The 19773-nt window shown below is 61.0% G+C and carries 23 protein-coding genes and 1 tRNA gene; 14 read left to right on the top strand and 10 right to left on the bottom strand.

Annotated elements, in window-relative coordinates; genetic code table 11:
• Positions 1-16: 16 nt before the first annotated feature.
• Positions 17-958, top strand: a complete 942-nt coding sequence (locus tag FHX06_RS17785) for an alpha/beta fold hydrolase (RefSeq protein WP_183880241.1) — start codon at positions 17-19, stop codon at positions 956-958.
• 57 nt (positions 959-1015) lie between these two features.
• The gene (locus tag FHX06_RS17780) at positions 1016-1597 is read left to right on the top strand and encodes a transglycosylase SLT domain-containing protein (RefSeq protein WP_112969900.1); all 582 of its coding nucleotides are present in this window, start codon (positions 1016-1018) and stop codon (positions 1595-1597) included.
• A 6-nt stretch (positions 1598-1603) separates the two neighbouring features.
• Here the strand turns inward: FHX06_RS17780 and pdeM are convergent, their stop codons facing one another.
• The gene (pdeM, locus tag FHX06_RS17775; protein WP_183880308.1) at positions 1604-2329 is read right to left on the bottom strand and encodes a ligase-associated DNA damage response endonuclease PdeM; all 726 of its coding nucleotides are present in this window, start codon (positions 2327-2329) and stop codon (positions 1604-1606) included.
• Positions 2330-2364: 35 nt separating this feature from the next.
• Positions 2365-4875, bottom strand: coding sequence for a ligase-associated DNA damage response DEXH box helicase (locus tag FHX06_RS17770; protein WP_183880238.1), 2511 nt, complete (start codon positions 4873-4875; stop codon positions 2365-2367).
• Between the two features lie 95 nt (positions 4876-4970).
• Between FHX06_RS17770 and FHX06_RS17765 the strand changes: the two genes are divergently transcribed.
• The gene (locus FHX06_RS17765; protein ID WP_112541658.1) at positions 4971-5471 is read left to right on the top strand and encodes an RrF2 family transcriptional regulator; all 501 of its coding nucleotides are present in this window, start codon (positions 4971-4973) and stop codon (positions 5469-5471) included.
• Between the two features lie 35 nt (positions 5472-5506).
• Positions 5507-5968: a carboxymuconolactone decarboxylase family protein gene (locus tag FHX06_RS17760; protein ID WP_112969904.1), complete on the top strand. Its 462-nt coding sequence runs from the start codon at positions 5507-5509 to the stop codon at positions 5966-5968.
• 66 nt (positions 5969-6034) lie between these two features.
• Here the strand turns inward: FHX06_RS17760 and FHX06_RS17755 are convergent, their stop codons facing one another.
• From FHX06_RS17755 to FHX06_RS17745, 3 genes are all read right to left on the bottom strand, one after another.
• Complete coding sequence (locus FHX06_RS17755; protein ID WP_162709948.1) at positions 6035-6202, bottom strand: hypothetical protein; 168 nt, start codon at positions 6200-6202, stop codon at positions 6035-6037.
• 130 nt (positions 6203-6332) lie between these two features.
• Positions 6333-6968, bottom strand: a complete 636-nt coding sequence (locus tag FHX06_RS17750; protein ID WP_112541660.1) for a YitT family protein — start codon at positions 6966-6968, stop codon at positions 6333-6335.
• Between the two features lie 194 nt (positions 6969-7162).
• Complete coding sequence (locus tag FHX06_RS17745) at positions 7163-8095, bottom strand: class I SAM-dependent DNA methyltransferase (RefSeq protein WP_183880236.1); 933 nt, start codon at positions 8093-8095, stop codon at positions 7163-7165.
• A 140-nt stretch (positions 8096-8235) separates the two neighbouring features.
• On the opposite strand from FHX06_RS17745, the gene FHX06_RS17740 reads away from it, so the two are divergent.
• Genes FHX06_RS17740 through FHX06_RS17730 form a run of 3 tightly spaced genes read left to right on the top strand, consistent with a single transcriptional unit; the run spans position 8236 to position 10380 of the window.
• The gene (locus tag FHX06_RS17740; protein WP_183880234.1) at positions 8236-8502 is read left to right on the top strand and encodes a DUF6460 domain-containing protein; all 267 of its coding nucleotides are present in this window, start codon (positions 8236-8238) and stop codon (positions 8500-8502) included.
• 1 nt (position 8503) lies between these two features.
• Positions 8504-9001: a CAP domain-containing protein gene (locus FHX06_RS17735; RefSeq protein ID WP_183880232.1), complete on the top strand. Its 498-nt coding sequence runs from the start codon at positions 8504-8506 to the stop codon at positions 8999-9001.
• 32 nt (positions 9002-9033) lie between these two features.
• Positions 9034-10380: an MATE family efflux transporter gene (locus tag FHX06_RS17730; RefSeq protein WP_183880230.1), complete on the top strand. Its 1347-nt coding sequence runs from the start codon at positions 9034-9036 to the stop codon at positions 10378-10380.
• On the opposite strand, the gene FHX06_RS17725 is transcribed toward FHX06_RS17730, so the two are convergent.
• The gene (locus tag FHX06_RS17725) at positions 10356-11444 is read right to left on the bottom strand and encodes a quinone-dependent dihydroorotate dehydrogenase (RefSeq protein WP_183880228.1); all 1089 of its coding nucleotides are present in this window, start codon (positions 11442-11444) and stop codon (positions 10356-10358) included. The two genes, FHX06_RS17730 and FHX06_RS17725, sit on opposite strands and share 25 nt — an antisense overlap.
• On the bottom strand, positions 11441-11794 hold the full coding sequence (locus FHX06_RS17720) for a DUF952 domain-containing protein (protein WP_183880227.1): 354 nt from the start codon (positions 11792-11794) through the stop codon (positions 11441-11443). The genes FHX06_RS17725 and FHX06_RS17720 overlap by 4 nt, the downstream gene beginning before the upstream one ends.
• Positions 11795-11907: 113 nt before the next feature.
• On the opposite strand from FHX06_RS17720, the gene FHX06_RS17715 reads away from it, so the two are divergent.
• The 5 genes from FHX06_RS17715 to FHX06_RS17695 all read left to right on the top strand — a co-directional run bounded on the left by FHX06_RS17715 (position 11908) and on the right by FHX06_RS17695 (position 15178).
• A complete protein-coding gene (locus tag FHX06_RS17715; RefSeq protein WP_113114650.1) occupies positions 11908-12306 on the top strand; it encodes a hypothetical protein in 399 nt (132 codons plus the stop codon).
• 90 nt (positions 12307-12396) lie between these two features.
• On the top strand, positions 12397-13044 hold the full coding sequence (locus FHX06_RS17710; RefSeq protein WP_112541666.1) for a response regulator: 648 nt from the start codon (positions 12397-12399) through the stop codon (positions 13042-13044).
• Positions 13045-13260: 216 nt separating this feature from the next.
• Complete coding sequence (locus FHX06_RS17705) at positions 13261-13929, top strand: helix-turn-helix transcriptional regulator (protein WP_112969913.1); 669 nt, start codon at positions 13261-13263, stop codon at positions 13927-13929.
• Between the two features lie 10 nt (positions 13930-13939).
• Positions 13940-14716, top strand: coding sequence for a thermonuclease family protein (locus FHX06_RS17700; protein WP_183880225.1), 777 nt, complete (start codon positions 13940-13942; stop codon positions 14714-14716).
• Between the two features lie 48 nt (positions 14717-14764).
• Positions 14765-15178: a tellurite resistance TerB family protein gene (locus FHX06_RS17695; RefSeq protein ID WP_007821246.1), complete on the top strand. Its 414-nt coding sequence runs from the start codon at positions 14765-14767 to the stop codon at positions 15176-15178.
• A 62-nt stretch (positions 15179-15240) separates the two neighbouring features.
• Here the strand turns inward: FHX06_RS17695 and FHX06_RS17690 are convergent, their stop codons facing one another.
• On the bottom strand, positions 15241-16116 hold the full coding sequence (locus tag FHX06_RS17690; RefSeq protein WP_183880223.1) for a transporter substrate-binding domain-containing protein: 876 nt from the start codon (positions 16114-16116) through the stop codon (positions 15241-15243).
• A 446-nt stretch (positions 16117-16562) separates the two neighbouring features.
• Between FHX06_RS17690 and FHX06_RS17685 the strand changes: the two genes are divergently transcribed.
• Positions 16563-18563, top strand: a complete 2001-nt coding sequence (locus FHX06_RS17685) for a methyl-accepting chemotaxis protein (RefSeq protein ID WP_183880222.1) — start codon at positions 16563-16565, stop codon at positions 18561-18563.
• Between the two features lie 63 nt (positions 18564-18626).
• Here FHX06_RS17685 and FHX06_RS17680 read toward each other — a convergent pair whose 3' ends face one another.
• On the bottom strand, positions 18627-19010 hold the full coding sequence (locus FHX06_RS17680; RefSeq protein WP_183880220.1) for a VOC family protein: 384 nt from the start codon (positions 19008-19010) through the stop codon (positions 18627-18629).
• A 361-nt stretch (positions 19011-19371) separates the two neighbouring features.
• Here FHX06_RS17680 and FHX06_RS17675 point away from each other — a divergent pair, with 361 nt between their 5' ends.
• Positions 19372-19653: a hypothetical protein gene (locus FHX06_RS17675; RefSeq protein WP_183880217.1), complete on the top strand. Its 282-nt coding sequence runs from the start codon at positions 19372-19374 to the stop codon at positions 19651-19653.
• Positions 19654-19663: 10 nt separating this feature from the next.
• Here FHX06_RS17675 and FHX06_RS17670 read toward each other — a convergent pair.
• Positions 19664-19737: transfer RNA gene (locus FHX06_RS17670), tRNA-Gly, on the bottom strand.
• Positions 19738-19773: the final 36 nt, after the last annotated feature.

The following is a 19773-nucleotide window of genomic DNA, read 5'->3' as shown; positions in this document are numbered from 1 at the left end:
ACGAAGGGGACGACAGATGCCGGCTGCAGGCAAACGCAGGGAGAGTGATCTTATCAAGGAGGCGGAAGCCGTCGTGATCGAATGCTCCGATGGTGTTGCGCTTCACGGCCACATCTGGAGTACGACCAGCAAACGCAGCAATGGCAACGTCGTCATCAATCCGGCAACCGGCGTTGCGGCGCGCTATTATCACTATTATGCGCGCTTTCTCGCCGAACATGGCTTCGATGTACTGACCTATGACTATCGCGGCATCGGCCTCTCGCGACCGGAGCGGTTGCGTGACTGCGGCTATCGCTGGCGGGACTGGGGCGAGCGGGATTTCGATGCAGCGCTAGGCTTCATGGAGGCCCAGAGGCCCGGCCGAGAGCTCTTTGTCGTTGGGCATAGTATCGGCGGCTTCCTGCCGGGCCTTTCGGCGCATGGCGACCGCGTTGCCCGGATGCTGGCGGTCGGGGCACAATATGGGAACTGGCGGGACTATGCGCCTGATCATCGCGGGCGGCTGTTCGTGAAGTGGCATCTTCTGATGCCGGCGGTAACGTTGCTTGCCGGCTATTTTCCCGGACGGCTTCTCGGCTGGCTCGAAGATCTGCCGAAGGGAGTGGCTCTCGACTGGGCATTCCAGCGGGGATGGGACAATCCTCGCTCGGCGGAAAAAAAAGACGCCTCAAAATCCTTCGGAAATTTCCATGCGCCGATCCTCGGCCTGACCGTCACCGATGACGATATTGGTACTGTGCAGGCCATTCGTCGCGGCCTTTCTCACTATCGCAATGCCAGAGTGGAGGAGGTGCTGCTGGCGCCAGACGATCTCGGATTTCCGAGGATCGGACATTTCGATCTTTTTCATGCACGCCATGCCGCCGGCTTCTGGCTGGATACGCTGCTCTGGCTGCGGGACGGCACCAATCCCTGGCCTCACAAAAAGCCGCCAGAACATCTCGTATTCGCATAAAAACCGGTCTTTAACGTTTACGAGTTAGTAATCTCTCGGAAACGAGAGGTTTGTATCATGCGTACTCGTATCGTGCTTGCGGTCATCGGGCTGGCCCTGCTTGCCGGCTGCGCGACAGCGCCCCGCCAGACGAGAAATATCTGCGCCGTCTTCGATCAGAAGGATGGTCTCTTCACCAGTTGGCAGGGCGCCGCAGAGCGTGCCGAGAAAAAATACGGCGTGCCGGTGCCGATCCTGATGGCGACCATGTATGTCGAATCCGGGTTCCAGCCCTATGCGCGTCCGCCGCGCACAAAACTCTTCGGTTTCATTCCCTGGACGAGACCGTCGACGGCCTATGGCTACTCACAGGCGCTGAACGGAACCTGGGATCACTACCAGTCCGAAACCGGCAACTGGTCCGCGCGTCGCACGAACTTTGGCGACGCTATCGATTTCATCGCTTGGTATCACTACAGCAACGCCCAAACGACGGGCATTCCGCTCAACGACGCCTACAACCTTTACCTGGCCTATTACTCCGGCCCGACCGGCTACAAGCGCGGCGACTGGCGCAGCAATGGTCAGCTGCAGCAGACGGCACAGAAGTTTGCACGGATGGCCGGCACCTATCAGCAGCAGTTGCAGGGATGTAATTAAGCCTGTTCAGCCACGCAGATTGCCATAGCGCACCGAATAGATCCGGTCGCGACCGAGCAGATGGGCAATCAGCGAAGCCTTGTCGAAGAGGCCCTTCATCGCCTTGTGGCCAAGGTCGAGACCACCGCTCATGACGCCGAAGGCTGGCATCAGCAGACGGGCGCCGTCGGTCGCAAAGCAGGGACGGCGGACGGATTTTTCGCGGCGGCGGACGGTGGCCGCCGGATGCAAATGGCCGGCGATCTCGCCCTTCTGCAGACCCTCGCGCGGCTCGTGGCGGAAGGTCAGGCCGGCGTAAAAAAGTTCATCCGAACAGGTGCCGGGCAGGTCGACGGTGCCGTCAGGGTCGTGGTTGCCGTTGATCCAGATCCATTCGCGGCCGCGGGCCATTTCGACGATCAGGGCACGGAAGGCATCCGGCAGGTGCTTCGAGCCGACGCGGTCGTGGAAATTGTCACCCAGGGATATGACGAGTTTCGGATCGTAGCGGGAAATGACGGCGGCGAGTACGGTCAGTGTCGCCAGCGTATCGTAGGGCGGCAACATCATGCCGCGGCGGGCGTAAGCTGCGCCTTTTTCCAGATGGAGGTCGGAAACGACAAGAATGCCGGCATCCGGCAGGTAGAGCGCACCAAGCGGATCGCAGACGGCGGCAACACCGTGAATGGCGGTTTCGACGCCCGGTATTGCGGCAAGGCTGATCATGTCGCGCGCGAGCGCCAGGCGGTTCATCACTCTCGTATTCCCAATAATTCAGGCCCGATTTCTCAGGACATGGCCTCGGCGATCAGATCGTCGGCGGCTTCGGCAAGCAGCGCATCATGGGCCTGACCCGGCACCGATTCCCGGCCGATTTCCAGCATGACCGGCACGGCGAGCGGCGAAATATGGTCCAGCGCCCGGTGGGTGATATGGCCCTTGATTCGCCTCAGCATATCGCCAAGGCGGGAAATATCCAAAAGTCCGGTCGAAGCATCCTGCCGTGTTGCCTGCAGCAGGATGTGATCGGGCTCGTGGGTGCGCAGCACATCATAGATCAGATCGGCGGAGACGGTGATCTGCCGGCCGGTCTTTTCCTTGCCCGGATGGCGTCGCTCGATCAAGCCTGCAATCACGGCGCAATTGCGGAAGGTGCGCTTCAGAAGGAAGGATTCGTTCAGCCAGGATTCCAGATCGTCACCCAGCATGTCCTCGTCGAAGAGATCTGAGAGGCTGAGGCGCCCATTGGCGATCATCAGGCCGAGGTCTTCCAGACCCCATATGGCAAGGGAATAATCCGTCGCGACAAAGCCGAGCGGTTTTGCCCCTGCCCTGTCCAGTCGGCGGGTGAGCAGCATGCCGAGCGTCTGGTGCGCAAGACGGCCCTCGAAGGGATAGATGACCATATAGCCGCGGCTGCCGCGCGGGAAGGTTTCGATCAGCAGCTCGTCGCGCTTCGGCAGCAGCGATTTTTCCTTCTGCAACGACAGCCAGTCGCGCACCTGATCCGGCAGACGGTGCCAGCGGGCGGGATCATCGAGCATCGAGCGAACCTGATCGGCGAGATAGGTCGAAAGCGGGAATTTTCCGCCGGCATAGGAGGGGATTTTTGGATCGAAGGAATAGGCCTGGCTAACCAGAGCTTCGTTTTCCCGGATACCTTCGAAGCGCAGAACCTTTCCGGAGAAGATGAACGTATCGCCAGGGGCGAGCTGTTCGAGGAAATATTCCTCGACCTTGCCGAGCACGGCGCCCGGACGGCCGAGCCTGCCGCCCTCACCGCGCTTGGCCATGCGGATATTCAGCATCGGATCTTCGACGATGGTGCCGAGGTTTAATCGATATTGCTGCGCGACCTGCGGATTGGAGACGCGCCAGCGGCCTTCCTTGGTCTTGCGGATGCGGGCGTAACGCTCATAGGTGCGCAGGGCGTAACCGCCGGTCGCGACAAAATCGACAACGCGCTCGAAGGTCTCCCACGCAAGATCGGCATAAGGCGAGGCGCTGGTGATCTCGTCATAGAGTTCCAGCATGTCGAAGGGTTCGGCACAGGCCATGCCGAGCACGTGCTGGGCCAGCACATCGAGCCCACCTCGGCCTACGGGCGGCGTATCCTGCGCGCCGATGTAATTTGCATCGAGGGCAGCCTGACACTCCATGACCTCGAAGCGGTTGGCGGGAACGAGGATTGCCTTAGACGGCTCGTCCATGCGGTGATTGGCGCGGCCGATGCGCTGCGCAAGGCGCGAGGCGCCCTTCGGCGCACCGACATGAATGACCAGATCGACATCACCCCAGTCGATGCCGAGGTCAAGGGTCGAAGTGGCGACGACGGCCCGCAAGCGGTTGGCGGCCATGGCGGCTTCGACCTTGCGGCGCTGCGCAACATCCAGCGAGCCATGGTGGAGCGCGATCGGCAGGTTCTCCTCGTTGACCGTCCAGAGCTCCTGAAAGAGCATTTCGGCCTGCGAGCGGGTATTGACGAAAAGCAGCGTCGTCTGGTGGTCGATGAGTTGGCGGTAGACATCCGGGATCGCATATTTGGCGGCGTGGCCGGACCAGGGGATGCGCTCTTCCGTATCGAGAATGGAAATATCGGGCTTGGCGCCACCTTCGACAAGTATGAGGCCAGCATGGTTCTCCCTGCCCTCCTGCTGCGCCACCAACCATCTCTGCAAATCCAGGGGTTCGGCAACGGTAGCGGAAAGGCCGATGGTCTTCAGATCGGGCGCCAGCCGACGCAGGCGGGCAAGGCCAAGCGAGAGCATATGGCCACGCTTTGACGTGACGAGCGAGTGGAGCTCGTCGAAGATGACGTATTTCAAATCCCCAAAGAAACGCTCGGCTTCGCGGTTTGCAAGCAGCAGCGCCACCTGTTCCGGCGTCGTCAGCAGGATATCCGGCGGGTTCAGCTTCTGGCGCTGGCGCTTGGCGTTCGGCGTATCGCCGGTGCGGTTCTCGATCGAGATCGGCAAGCCCATCTCGGTAACGGGCTTCATGAGATTGCGCTCGATGTCGACAGCCAGCGCCTTCAGCGGCGAGACATAGAGTGTGTGGATGCCTGTGAAGGCCGAGCCCGGCGGGATTTTGCCGCGGCGTGTGAGGTCGGTCAGCGACGGAAGAAAGCCGGCGAGCGTCTTGCCGGCGCCGGTTGGCGCGATGAGTAACGTGTTTTCGCCGGCTTCGGCGCGGGCCAGCAATTCAAGCTGATGCGCGCGCGGGCGCCATCCCTTTTCCGCAAACCAGCGGAGGAAGGGTGGGGGCAAGGCAAGGCTGGTTTCGGCATCGATCTGATCCACGGGGCAAATGTAGTTCAAACATCGGCGAATAGAAGCGCTATTGACTCCTTGTCATAATCATGGATAAATTATATCCACGATAGAGGAGATTGGCCATGAAGCTTGGTGACGGCGTCGAACAGGGCATTCATTGCACGGCAGTGCTGGCCGGGCTCTCCGAAGGCGGCGTGTTGTCGGCTGCGGCCCTTGCCGAATATCACGGTGTCTCCACGAGCTACCTGCTGAAGCATCTGCAGGCGCTTTCGGGGAGCGGAATTCTGGAAACAGTGCCCGGTCCCAAAGGCGGGTATCGACTGGCGAAGAAGCCGGAGGATATTTCGCTGCTCGATATCGTGCTCGCGGTCGAAGGGCCGGCACCGGCCTTCCGCTGTTCGGAGATCCGCCAGCGGGGGCCGAACCCGCTGCCGCAGCGCTATTTCACGAAACCCTGCCAGATCACGGCGGCAATGCTCAGAGCAGAGCGCGCCTATCGCGCCGAACTCGCAAACACAAGTATCGCCGAAATCCTGGCCGAACTTTCCGCAGATGATGACGGCGGGATTGCTGCCAGAGGCTGCGCCTTCATGGAAATGCACGAGAGAAAAGCGGCTCGCTGAGCCGCAACAACAAACCCCAACCCAAGGAGAATACCATGCAAGCACGTTTCAACTTCGGCAAAGCCGCCCCGGATGCCTACAAGGCCGTCGCGGCGCTGGAGCAATATGTCCAGGAATCCGGACTGGATAAGCGCTTCATTCACCTGATCAAGCTTCGCGCCTCGCAGATCAACGGCTGCGCCTATTGCGTCGACATGCATTCGAAGGAAGCGCGCCACCACGGCCTTTCCGAACAGTGGATCAACCTCATGTGCGTATGGCGGGAATCGCCGGTCTATGACGCCCGCGAACGCGCTCTGCTCGCCTGGGTCGATGCGGTGACGAAGATTGCCGAGACCGGTGCACCGGATGCAGATTACGAGGCGCTGAAGGCGCATTTTTCAGAGGAAGAAATGACCAAGATCACGGTTGCGATCGGCACGATCAATATCTGGAACCGGCTTGCCGTTGGCTTCCGCAGCCAGCATCCGATCGATGCGCCGCAGAAGGCAGCCTGATAGATTCTGCCTGAAAGGAATTTATCCTGTGACCGACCCGAAGTATCGGGTCGGTTAACTATTTGGTCACTTGTGACCCGTCATTGCCCGTGCGGCAACGGCTGCAGGCCATTTGCCCGACAGGTCGACGCTGTTGAATATGTCGCGAATGACCTTCGTAATTTCCTCTGCGGAAGAACCCTTGGTATATTCTTCCTGCATGCGGCGTCTGACAAGCTTTTCCAGATCTGACATAGCTTACCTCATCAATTCCGGCGCGGGGGAAAGTTTCACGCCGGGATCCATCACAGGCAAGTTACGTTTTGTTTACAACGGATTACCAATTTGTAAGGTTGAGTTTCCGGTCAGATCAGCTGGGAGAATGTTATAGCGCGATGTAGCGGTCGGCCCGATGATTGATCGCGACGAAGAGGTTGAGCACGACCGCGCCGAGCACGGAATAGAAGACGACCGGCGGCGTGGTGACGAAGAAGGCGGCTGCCAGCACGCACATGTCGATCGCGAGCTGTACGATGCCGGCGCGGATGCCGAAACGCTCCTGCATATAGATGCCGAGGATGCCGACGCCGCCGAGGCTGGCGCGATGGCGGTAGAGAGCAAGAAGCCCGTAGCCAAGCAGCAGGCCACCGAGAAGGGCTGCCCATGCCGGATGGATGGCGGCGATTTCCATGACCTTCGGCTGCAGGCTGGAGAGCAGCGACGTCAGGCCGATGGCGATGAAGGTCTTGATCGTAAAGGCTGTGCCGAGGCGCTTCCACGAGAGGTAGAAGAAGGGCAGGTTGAGCAGGAAGAAGGCGAGGCCGAAGTTCACTCCGAAGGCGTAGTGAAGCAGGAAGGCAACGCCTGCGGTGCTGCCGGTCAGGAGTCCGGCGCTGGCGAGCACATAGAGGCCCAGCGCGGAGATGAGGCTGCCGGAAAATATGCCCTGCACATCCTCGACCGGCGTGTGGCGCGTCGCGGTGGTATTCCAGAAACCGAGGGCACTGATGATCTGGCTCATGTCGCGATCTCCATAGCGGCTGTTCCGGACCGGCCGGAGGTAGGGGCAATGTAGGGATAAATGCGGCGCGTGCTGCGCTTTTGGAGCGCGTCGCTGTCTCGCGGGATGGCCGGATTATCAGGCCTTGCCCGGTTGTGCGCAAGCGAAATACGTAAGCAATGCTGACCTATTTTAAAATCGCAAGAAATATGCGCTTAAGCCGCCTTGCGCGTAAGGAACAGAATGCCGGATATCGGTTTGCCGCCATCTTTGCGAATGGTGGTTTTGACGATATCGAGAATTTCGAGACCGTGGGCTGACGCCAGTCCCTCGATGTAGGTTTGCGAGTGGGCATAACGCAGCGACGGCGCCAGGCTGAAGCCGTCGCCCTCGCCGCCATCCTCGACCGAAAAGACGATGTCGGCACCTGTTGCGGCGAGGTCATCGACGATCGCAAAGACGCTTTCGAGATTGCCGAGATACATCAGCACATCGGCGGCCGTGACGAGATCGGCACGGTGCCGCGCGCCATCGGAGAAGATGCCGGAAGCTTCAGGCGCCAGCGACAGGTCCGCCTGGGCAAGATGATCATAGACCTGTTTTTCGGCAGCCTTCGCGAGCATGTTCTGCGACAGGTCGAAGCCCTCAAGGCTGACCACATGGGAACGGATCTCAGGGCCGAGCAGGCCCGTGCCACAGCCGAGATCGACGGCAAGCTGGTAGTGCCTGCCGGTGGATGCGACGAGGGCGGCAAGCTTCTGCGGGACGGAATAGTCCAGCTTCTCCACCAGCGATGTTTCGAAGCGATCGGCATAATCGTCGAAAAGGCGTTCGACGTAGCGGCTCGACGGCTGGGCCGGTGTCTCCGCATCACCAAGCAGCGCGAGCTTAAGGCCCGCGCCGAAAATATCGTCGGGATCAAGCTCCAGCGTGCGGCGATAGGCTTCGATGGCGGCCTCCGCCTTGCCCGCCTTCTCGTGATAGGTGGCGAGGCGATACCAGCCGGCGGCCCAGGCCGGAGCAAGTTCCAGCGCCTGCTCCATCAGCTCGGCCGCCGCTTCCGCTTCGCCGCCCTCGTCGAGCATCTTCGCATAGTCGGCACGGCGGTCGGCGATGACGTCGCCGGAAGAAAGCTGGCTTGGCTGCATGATCGGACCCTTTGGCTGGCGGCATTTGGCTGCGGCCACAAAAAAACTCAAGTCCTATTTCAGAGGCGGTGCTGCCTTGGCGGAAAAGGCTTGCGGCCGGTCCGCCGTGACCGTATCTCAAGGCAAACAGGAGATGGCGCATGTCCGATCAGGTAAACAGATTCCTCGGCGATTCCATTGGCCGCACGATCATCAAGCTTCTTGTGGTCTCGCTGATCGTCGGCTTCGTCATGGCCATATTCGGGCTTACCCCTTGGGAGCTCGTCTACAATTTCCGCGATTTCGTGGTGCATCTGTGGCGGCAGGGTTTTTCGGCGCTCGGACGCGTCGGCGACTATCTGATGCTGGGTGCGACCATCGTCATCCCGATCTTCATCATCATCCGTCTTTTCAGCTATCGCAAATAACATGAGCTCAATCATCCTTTCGCGCCGCGGCATTCTTCAGCTTTCGGGACTCGCACTGGCCGCCGGCATTGCCGGCTGCACGACCACGCCGAAAATGGCGAGCACGCCATCCGACGGCGTCGATCAGACCGCTTCGGCGCTGCCGCTCGTCAACCAGTTGCGCGCCAAGAACGGCCTGCCGCCGCTCAGCGTCGATCCGCATGCAAGTGCCGCCGCGATCTTCCAGGCCAAGCGCATGGCAAGTGCGGGCAAGATGAAGCATCTGATGGGCATGACGGACAGTTTCGGCGCCCGCGTGAAGGCGAGCGGCGTTTCCCTTCCGGCCGCCGAAAACATCGCAGCGGGCCAGCAGAGCGTCGATGCGGCCGTCACTGCCTGGATCAATTCCCCCCACCATCTGGAAAATATGCTCGGACGCTATAGCGGTCTCGGTGTTGCCGTTGCACATAATACGTCTTCGAAGAATCTGCCCTATTGGGCGATGGTGCTTTCCAACTGAGGCGACATCGCCTCTCTCCCCAAGAGGCGGATATGGATACAGGCGGCAGCAGAAATATATTGGCCTTCGACGTGACGCACCGGCTGGTGCTGTCGATCGCCATTCCGATGACGCTCGGTTTCATGACCACGCCGCTGCTGGGCATCACCAATACTGCCGTCGTTGGCCACATGGGCGATCCGGAAGCGCTGGCGGGGCTTGCCATCGGTGCCATGCTGTTCGACCTCATCATGGGCAGCTTCAACTTCCTGCGGGCGTCCACGACCGGATTGACGGCGCAAGCGCTCGGGCGACGTGATCAACACGAGCAGCAAGGCGTCTTCTGGCGAGCGATGGTCTCTGCACTCGGCTCCGGCCTGGCGCTTCTGGTGCTGTCGCCGCTGCTGATTGTTATCGGGCTGAAGCTAATGGGGGCGGAAGGCCGGATTGCCGAGGCAACCAGCACCTATTTCTCGATCCGCATCCTCGCGGCCCCGGCAGCCCTTGCCAATTACGCGCTGCTCGGCTTCGTGCTTGGCCGCGGACAAGGCCGGACGGGACTGCTGCTGCAGGCGGTGATCAACGGCATCAACATCCTGCTCTCCATCTATCTCGGCCTGTCGCTCGACTGGGGTGTCTCGGGTGTCGCCTGGGGCACGATGGCGGGCGAAACGGTGGGCGCGCTTGCCGGTCTCTTCATCGTGCTGCGCAGCTTCGATCGGGCACATCGGCCAAATCGGATGGAGATCTTTTCGCGCAGCAAGCTTGCCGAGCTTTTCGCGCTGAACCGCGATATCCTGATCCGCACCTTCGTGCTGATCGGCTCCTTTGCGATCATGACCCGCATCGGCACCAGCTTCGGGGCCATCACCCTTGCAGCCAATGCGGTGCTGATGAATTTCTTCCTCTTGTCGGGCTATTATCTCGACGGTCTTGCCAATGCCGCCGAACAGATCACCGGGCGGGCGATCGGAGCGCAATATAAGCCCGCCTTCGATCGTGGCCTGAAGCTCACGACGCTCTGGTCCTTCGGGCTTGCGGCAATCATTTCCGCCTTCTTCTATTTTGCCGGTCCTGCCCTCATCTCCGGACTGACGAGTTCGCCGGAAGTACAGGCAGCCGCCGAGACCTACCTGCCCTGGGCGGCGGTGACGGGACTGACAGGCGCACTCGCCTTCCTGATGGATGGCGTCTTCATCGGCGCGACATGGTCCGTCGACATGCGCAACCGCATGCTGATGTCCTTTGCAGGCTATCTTGCCATGCTCGCCGTCTTCGTGCCGCTCGTCGGCAATCACGGCCTGTGGCTGGCGATGAATGCCTTCCTGCTGTTTCGCGGTTTCTTCCTGGTCGTGCTGGTCAAACCGCGCGCGGCTCAGACCTTTCGCGCTGCCCAGTAGTCGAGCCTGCTATCCCTGAGATCGCGGATCGAGGCGACTTTTTCGCGGTCGAGCAGCTTTGAGAGGCCGCGCACGACGGTGCCTGGCAGGCCCGGGCCTTCATAAACCATGCAGGAATAAAGCTGCACGAGATCGGCCCCTGCCCTGACCTTTTCCAGCGCAGTCTCGGCCGAAGAGACGCCGCCGACGCCGATGATCGGCAGAGCAGGACCGACGCGCTTGCGCATCCTGGCGAGTACGGCCGTCGATTTTTCGAACAGCGGCGCGCCGGAAAGGCCACCGGTCTCCTTCGCCTGGACCTGATCCTTCAGGCCGTCGCGCGAGAGCGTCGTGTTAGAAACGATGAGACCATCGAGTGCATGTGACAGCGCCTCTGCAGCAATGTCATCCATGCCTTCTTCTGTGAGATCGGGGGCGATCTTCAGGAAGACCGGGATTTTCCGTCCGGCCTTTTCCGCTTCCTCGTCACGCGCCGTCAAAACAGCCGACAGAAGGGCCGCGAGGCTTTCGCGCGCCTGCAGGTCGCGCAGGCCCGGCGTGTTGGGCGAGGATATATTGGCGGTGAAATAGCGGGCGACCGAATAGAAGCGGCGGATTCCGGCGACATAGTCGGCGATGCGGTCCTCGCTATCCTTGTTGGCACCGATATTGACGCCAACGATACCGGCGCGACTGATCTGCTGAAGGCGGCGGAAAGCTGCATCATGGCCCTCATTATTGAAGCCGAGGCGGTTGATGACCGCATCGTCTTCCACCAGACGGAAGATGCGCGGGCGCGGATTGCCTGATTGCGGCTTCGGGGTGACGGTGCCGATTTCGGTAAAGCCGAAGCCGAGCTTCAAGAGCGCTTCCGGCACCTCGGCATTCTTGTCATAACCCGCCGCCATGCCGAGCGGATTGGGAAAATCGAGCCCGGCGACGGTCTGGCGCAGGCGCGGGTCTGGCGCGATGCGGCAGGCGGGCACGACGCCTGACTTCAGCGCCGCAATCGACATGCCATGCGCGGTTTCCGGATCGAGGAGGAAGAGGCCACGGCGGGCGATGCGCTTGAAGGGATCGATCACGCTGCAAGCTCCGGAAAGATGTGAAGGCCGGCATCATCGAGCGGCAGGGCGGCCTCCCAGAGCACGGCCGAAAGCGGCAGGTCGGCATAGAGATGCGGGAAGAGCGCGCCGCCGCGTGAGGGTTCGAAGACCAGCTTGTCGCCAAAACCGCTCCCATCGATCGCGACGAGGACGAGACCGGCCTGGCCGGCGAAATGCAGGGCCGCGGTCTGCCTGACCTGGTCCGCGGTCGAGAAATGGATGAAGCCATCCTTGATATCAATGCCGGCGCCATGAAAAATGCCGGTTTGTCTGGCCTCCTTCCAGAGTGCCTCCGGCACGATCTTGTAAAGGGTCGGTGTCGCGGTCATGATGATCCCGTTGGCTGGCCTTGTTAATGAGGGCTTTGCCCCAAAGAGACGGCGATGTCCACGCCTGCGGGCGCAAAAACGGACGGGTATCACGCTTTGCGGAGGATGAGACGATGAAGGCATTTGCAGTACTGCTTGCCGCCGGTCTTCTGCCATGTGCGGCATTGGCGGCCGAGCCGGATACCGCCCGCTTCCAGCTCGAACGCAGCGGCGACCATTTCGTGCGCCTCGACAGGCAAACAGGGGCGATGTCGCTCTGCGCCGAGAAGGATGGTGCCCTGGTCTGCCGCATGGCCGCCGATGAACGGGCGGCTTACGAGGACGAACTCGACCGGCTCGCCGATCGCGTAAGCGCGCTGGAAAAGAATTCAGGCGCCAGGCCCGCCTTGCCGACGGATGCGGAGGTCGACCGATCGATCGGCATCATGGAGCGGATGATGCGCAGTTTCATGGGTATAGTTCGGGAATTCCGGGCGGAAGACGAGGCCAATCCTCTTCCGCAGCGGAGTTGATCTGGTTATATTCATATAAGTGGAGAGTCATGTTCGCGCGGGGGAGCCGGACAGGGCTGACGGGATCGAGCTCTTGGGAGGGAGTTTTCGATGCAGGAACAGACCATCATCATCGCTGACGATCACCCGCTTTTCCGCGACGCGTTGCGGCAGGCGGTGACCGGGATGGACGGACACCAGGCAATCGTCGAAGCCGGAGATTTCTCCGCGGCAAGAACTGCTGCGGGCGAGCACCCAGATGCAGACCTGATGTTGCTCGATCTTGCCATGCCTGGAGTCAGCGGTTTTTCCGGCCTGATGGCGTTGCGCTCCGAATTCATCAGCCTGCCGATCGTCATCATATCCGCGACCGACGACACCACGACAATCCGCCGGGCGCTGGAACTTGGCGCTTCCGGCTTCATTTCGAAATCTTCAGGCATTGAGGATATCCGCCGCGGCATCCTGACAGTGCTCGCGGGCGACATTGCGACGCCCGAGAGCTATCGCGACGGACAGGAACAGGACCCCGATGTCGCCGACCTCATCCATCGCCTGCACACGCTGACGCCGCAGCAGAGCCGGGTGCTGACCATGCTCGGCGAAGGACTCCTGAACAAGCAGATCGCCTACGAGCTCGGTGTTTCCGAAGCGACGATCAAGGCACATGTCTCGGCAATCCTCCTGAAGCTCAATGTCGACAGCCGCACGCAGGCGGTCATCCAGCTCGGCAAGATCAACATGGCCATGGTCGCCTAAAGCGTGTCGCGATCTTCGGACTCGCTTGCCACGCTTCAGGCTTTTGTTTTCGCATGTTCGTTATCGCAAAACCGCTGCGCACTTTTGCGCGACATGCTTTAGCCTGCGACAGACGAGACAGGATTTTATTCCTCATTTTCGCTTTACTCGGAGAAATGCCTCGGTTAATCTGCCGGCGATAGAAAGCGGCCGGATGGACCGCGGAACCGGACGCATATGCTGTCACATGACCAGATCTGGGGAGCGATCGACAGGCTTGCCGAACGGCATGACCTGACGCCGTCTGGTCTTGCGCGGCGAGCGGGTCTCGATCCGACCTCCTTCAACAAATCCAAGCGGCTATCGGCAGACGGGCGCCTGCGCTGGCCTTCGACGGAATCCATCGCCAAGGTGCTGGAGGCGACGGGGGCGAGCATGGAGCAGTTCCTCGGTTTCATGCGGCCGGCGGGGGCTGCGGCCGCAAGCCTGCCGGAGGGGATTTTTGCCTCACAAGGAAACTCAATTCCGCTGCTCGGCTTTGCACAGGCAGGCGCCGGCGGCTTTTTCGACGATGGCGGCTTTCCTGCCGGCCAGGGCTGGGATGTTGTGGAATTCCCAGCCGGCCCCTCGCAGAAGGCCGGCGTCTATGCGCTCGAGATACAGGGCGAAAGCATGATGCCGCTCTACCGCGACGGCGATGTGCTGATCGTGGAGCCCGGTGCGCAGGTGCGCCGCAACGACCGTGTCGTCGTCAAGACACGCGAGGGCGAGGTCATGGCCAAGGTGCTTCTGCGCCAGAGCCCGCGCTCCATCGAACTTTTGTCGCTCAATCCCGAACATCCCAACCGGACGATCGAGCTTTCCGACGTCGAATGGATTGCCCGTATCATCTGGGCCAGCCAATAGGAAAATAATCATGCGCCCTGCAGCCTTGATCACAGGTATCGCGGGGATGGCGGTCGTGGTCGGCCTGCTCTTGGCCGGGCAAGCGCGGCTCAATGGCGGCGGGGGGCTGGCATCTGACGCCGATGCCGGAAATGTCGCCGCAGCGCTGCCCGATGCGACTGCCGATGTGGCAAAGCCGCCTGCATCGCTCACGGATGAAGATGCCGAATTGATCGCCCGGGCAACGGAGCCTGCGCCAACCGAGCCGGCAGCGGCTCCATCCGAAACCCCAGCAAGAGCTTCTTCCGAGAATGCGCCAGCGAGGGCAACAGCGCAAAGCGCTCCAGAGCCGACGGAGACGCCATCACCTACCCCTGCCGGAAAGGACAGCGTGGAACTGCTGCGACCGACGGTGGAGAGCGCCGGTCTTCTCTCCTTCGGCAAACGCAGGCTGCAGATTGCCAATATCATCGAGACGCCCGCCGACAAGAGCTGCGGCTCGGATGGCAAGCAGTGGCCGTGCGGCATGATGGCGAAGACGGCGCTGCGGCTTTACCTGCGTAACCGCACGATCGATTGCGACCTGCCTTCCGACGCATGGGAGGATATGGCAACTGCTGCCTGCCGGCTGGGGCAGCAGGATATCGGCACATGGCTGGTTGAAAACGGCTGGGTGGAGGCGCAGCCGGGTTCACCGCTTGCTGCTGCCGGCGAAAAGGCAAAGCAGGCAAAACAGGGCGTTCACGGCGAAGATCCGCGCCGCAGGCCCGCGGCTGCTGTCCGGCCCGAAACGGCCGCTCCCTTGTAATAGAGACCGCTAATTCCTAATCTCCGCTCATCGAAGAGGGAATCAGACATGAACAAGCCGCTTTCCGCCCATGACGCGCTGATCTATGTGATGGTGATGGCATCCGCCGTCGACAGCACCATGAACGACCGGGAAATGGAGAGAATTGGTCAGCTCATTGGCTTCCTGCCGGTTTTCCGCGATTTCGACGACGACAATCTGATTTCCATCGCCCGCGATTGCGCCTCGCTGCTCGCCGGCCCTGAAGGGCTGGATGTGGTACTGGAAACCGTTCGCGATACACTGCCTGCCCGTCTCTATGACACGGCCTATGCACTGGCAGTCGAAGTCGCCTCGGCCGACCTTTCCGTCAAGGCAGAAGAACTGCGGCTGCTCAGCCTGCTGCGCGACCGTCTCGGCCTCGACAAGCTGACCTGTGCCGCCATCGAGCGCAGCGCGATCGCCCGCTTCCGCAAGGGCTAAAGCTTTCTGCTTTTTAACGCAATTCCGGACGCAAAACCGCTGCACACTTTGCTGGAATTGCTCTAGTAGAGCCCGTAAGGGAAATAGCGCAGATAGATTTCCTGCAGGCGGCCGTTGCGCGAGAGTGTTGCCAGCGCATGGTCGATCGCTGCCGTCAACACACTATCGTTCTGGCGCAGCATGATCGTCATCCCCTCGCCCAGGAAATGCTCCGACATATAGGGACCGTCGAACAGGGCGCAGCATTTGTCCGAAGCTGACGAAGCGACCCAGAAGGAAAGCTGTAGTGCATCGGCAAAGGCAGCATCGATCTTGCGCTCCTTCAAGGCGGTCAGCAGCGCTTCCTTGTTGTCGAAGGGCTGAGCCTTGATGGCGGGGAAGAAGGCAGCAAGCATCGCCTCATGCACTGTGCCCTTGACGACGCCGACGGAATGGCCGGCGAGGCCGGCAGCCGTCGTTCCGGTCACGGAGGCGCCTATGTTGCGGACGAAGCGGGCCGGCAGCATCAGATAAGGGCGAGAGAAGAGAAACTCGCGGCGCAACTCGGGCGTGACGGCAAGGCCGGCAATGACGGCGTCACCCTGTAGGCCGGCGAGCGCCTTCTGCAGGTCGGCAAAGGGCAGCGCCTGGATCTGGCACTTATCGGCGATCTCCAGCTCGGTGCAGATCTCGCGGGCGAGATCGACGTTGAAGCCGGCGAGCTTGCCGTTCTGGTCGGTGAAATTGAAAGGCGGGAAGTCCACCGAGGTCAGGAAACGCAGGCGCACGAGCGAGGAAAGGTCAGGCTTTGCCAACCGTTCGCGGGAATCGAAGAGCAGAGGCACGGACAGGCCCGGTTGCTGCGCAAAAGCGGAAAAAACCGACAGCATGACAGCCGAAAAAAGGCAGAGGATGAAAATTCCTACGCGAGCCATAAACGCCGGTTTAGATTGCACCATTATGACCTGCCTAGAGATTACATGCGGGTTTGCCGCTTCCCCGAGCTGTAACAGAATCATCCCGTGTGGGGAATATGGCCGAGCCGTTCTGCCAGCTGCCAGAGGCGTAAACAGAAGGTCTGTTCTGCCTTCAAAGCTGACTTTTCAAGAGCGCCATCCAACACAGATCACTCCGGCATTCTGCGCGGAGCGGTTTTGCGATCTCTGCGACGAGAGCGGCCCGCCCCTCGAAATTAACAGCAATCGCATGCCCTCGTTAGCGCGGAATTAAGCAATATCCGGTCTTATTTGGTGCGACGACACCGACCTCACCGGCCGACCGCATGATGCGCATGTCGAACCTCTCAAGGTATCTCCCGCCACCGAAATACCGAAGAATTGTTCTGCAACAAATGATTTCAAAAGCGCCGGGTTCGCAACACACCCGGCCAATCGGGTGACATTCCATGCTGAAACATCTGAAAATCCGTACAAAAGTCATATCGGTCGTGGCGCTCCTGGGGCTGATCACCATGGCCGGACTGGTCTATGTCATGTCGGAGTTCCGCCAAGCGGACGCGACCTACAGCGCCTTCATCGATCATGAGGCGCTGGCCTCGATGCAGAGCGCTCGCGCGAGCGCATCGGTCGTCGCCTCGGTGCTGCAGGTGAGCCTGCTTGCCGACATGAAGCCCGATACGCCGGCATTCCAAACGGCACTCGCCACGCCGAGCAAGCTGCCGCAGGCACGCGACCGCATGAAGCAGGCGCTGGAGCTTGTACCCAGCCGCAAGGCTGCGATCGATGAAATCCAGGCCGGTATCGATGAAATCGAAACGCTGGCGAACAAGATCATCGAACAGAGCAAGGCCAAGGACAGCGCCGGCGCCCTGGCGAATGTCGCTCTGATCAACGCCAAGCTCAACGCGTTGACGCCGAAGATGATCGCCAACAACGATGCGATGATGACGATGCTCAACGACGGCGGGGACGCGCTTTCGGCTTCCGTCAATGAGCGGATCTTCTTCTGCTTCATTCTAATCGGCATTGCGGTTCTTGCAGCCGTCGGCATCAGCGTGGCCGTGGCGCAGATCGGTATCGCCGGCCCGATGATGCAGCTTCGACTGCGCATGACGCGGCTTGCCGAAGGCGATACCGCAAGCGATATCAGCGGGCTCGACCGCGGCGACGAGGTCGGTCAGATGGCCAAGGCCGTCTCGATCTTCCGTGACAACGCGATCGAACGCGCCCGGATCGAGGCACGCGCCGAAGCCGACCGCAGCCTCGGCGACAACGAACGCCGGGAACGCGAAGCGCAGAAGGCTGCGGAAGCCGCCGATCTCGAGCGCGCGGTCAATGCGCTCGGAGACGGCCTGCGCCGACTCTCTGCCGGCGATGTCGCATCGCATATCGAAACGCCTTTCGTCGCGCATCTCGACGCGCTGCGCCGGGACTTCAACAATTCGATCGAGAAGCTCAACGAGACCCTGCACACAGTCGGCTCCAATGCCCGCGCGATCGGCGCCGGCGCCAACGAGATCCGGTCGTCTGCCGACGAGCTTTCGAAGCGCACCGAACAGCAAGCCGCCTCCGTCGAAGAAACGGCAGCAGCGCTCGAAGAGATCACCACCACCGTAAGAGACGCGGCAAAGCGGGCCGAAGAGGCAAGCCAACTCGTTGCCCGCACCCGCCTTGGTGCCGAAAAATCCGGCGACGTCGTCCGCAAGGCGGTCGCCGCCATGCAGCAGATCGAGCAATCCTCCGTCGAGATCGGCAATATTATCGGCGTCATCGACGATATCGCCTTCCAGACGAACCTGCTGGCGCTGAACGCCGGTGTTGAAGCAGCGCGTGCCGGTGAAGCCGGCAAGGGCTTTGCGGTCGTCGCACAGGAGGTGCGTGAACTCGCACAGCGTTCGGCAAACGCCGCCAAGGAAATCAAGGCGCTGATCACAACATCGGGTACGCATGTGCAGACCGGCGTCAGTCTTGTCGGCGAAACGGGCAAGGCGCTCGACGCAATCGTCCACGAGGTGCAGGAAATCAACCAGCACGTCCATGCGATTGCAGAAGCAGCCCGCGAGCAGTCGACCGGCCTGCAGGAGATCAACACAGCCGTCAACACCATGGACCAGGGCACGCAGCAGAATGCCGCCATGGTCGAAGAATCCACCGCAGCCAGCCATGGCCTTGCCACGGAAGCGGCGGCACTTAACAACCTGCTCGGCCAGTTCCGCCTGTCGGGCACCGGCGGCTTCGTTGCAAGCGCGCCGATCCCGACGGCACCGGCCGCGCCACGCGCCGCCACACGCCCAGCCGCCAGAACGCCGGTCCGCGTTGCCGAAAGCACGACACGCCCGAAGGCTTCGCCTGCCCGCGCGCTCGGCCAGAAGCTCGCCAGCGCCTTCGGCGCGAGCAATGCCGCTGCCCCGTCCAGCAGCCAGGAAGCCGACTGGACAGAGTTCTGAGCAAGCGATCGATTGAATGAGGATGGGCGGCTTCGGCCGCCCATTTTCGTTTCAGGTCTCTGTTCAGACCGGTGGACGCCAGCCGACTTCGACAAGAATGTTACCGGGCGCGGTGCAATAGAAGAGCCAGCCGCCGCGAACGGCGGCAGGCGGCCCTGAGACAGCGGCGCTGTCCGCTGCCAGGCGGGCATGAAGCACATCGACATCCGACCTTTCAGCAAGAATAAAGCCGATATGATAGGTTTGTCGCTGCAGTTCGACCTGATCGGCACCGCCGAATTTTGGCAACGGGCGACTGAGAACGACCTCCGTGCCCTGGTCGTCGTAGAGGATCGCCCGGCCGATCCGTTCGTTCATCTCCCGCAATTCGAGAGCGAAATACCGCCGAAAGAAATCCGCCGTAGCGGCAATATCGGGCACGTAGAAATCAAGATGGTTCAAACGCATGACTGTCTCCTTTGAGAATAAAATCCCGGAGGAGTGCGTCTTTTAACGCTCCGCATGCCGCCGGGACCCCGCATTCGCATGCGGGCCACGTCGCGGGTTCTCGTGTGATACACGGAGCAGAGCTTCCCATGGTGGGAGGGACCGGGCTTACCTTATCCGGTCCTGCCTTTTTCGACATTGCCGCTCTAGCAGATCGGCCCAAGAGCGGCAACATCGCCGGCCGAGTCACATTCGCCAAGCAGTAGGCTGTTGGTCGTAAGCCTCTTCTCGAAGGGTTGAAGACACCGGCGCCGTTTGTGTCGTGAGCTTTCGGCGATTTGAGGTAGAATAGCGCCGTGCTGCGGAAAGAAAGGCATCCAACATGAAACTGATCGCACTTGGCCTGATCAGCGCGCTGGCGCTCGCCGGCTGTACTACCGTCGAGTATAACGGTCCCGGCCTCGAACCCATTCCCGGCAGCATCACCTATAGCGGTCAGCCGCGTTCGAAGCTTACCAAGTCGCCAATCGGCTCGACCTTCCCGCACGATTTCATCGACCAGTTCGGCCGGCAGGTCGAGGAAACCTATATCATTCGCCCGGACCGCACGCTGGCGATTGCGCATCGCCGATACCGGCCAATCACAATTTTCGGAAGAGATTGAGGAGGGAAGCTGGAGCGGGTGAAGGGAATCGAACCCTCGTATTCAGCTTGGGAAGCTGCTGCTCTACCATTGAGCTACACCCGCCAACCGCTTGAGACTTCCAACAGATGACCGCCGCTG

This window comes from Rhizobium sp. BK512 (genome assembly GCF_014194915.1).
Lineage (GTDB): Bacteria > Pseudomonadota > Alphaproteobacteria > Rhizobiales > Rhizobiaceae > Rhizobium.
The sequence above is the reverse complement of the archived record's forward strand: the minus strand, read 5'-3'. Positions and strand labels throughout refer to the sequence as shown.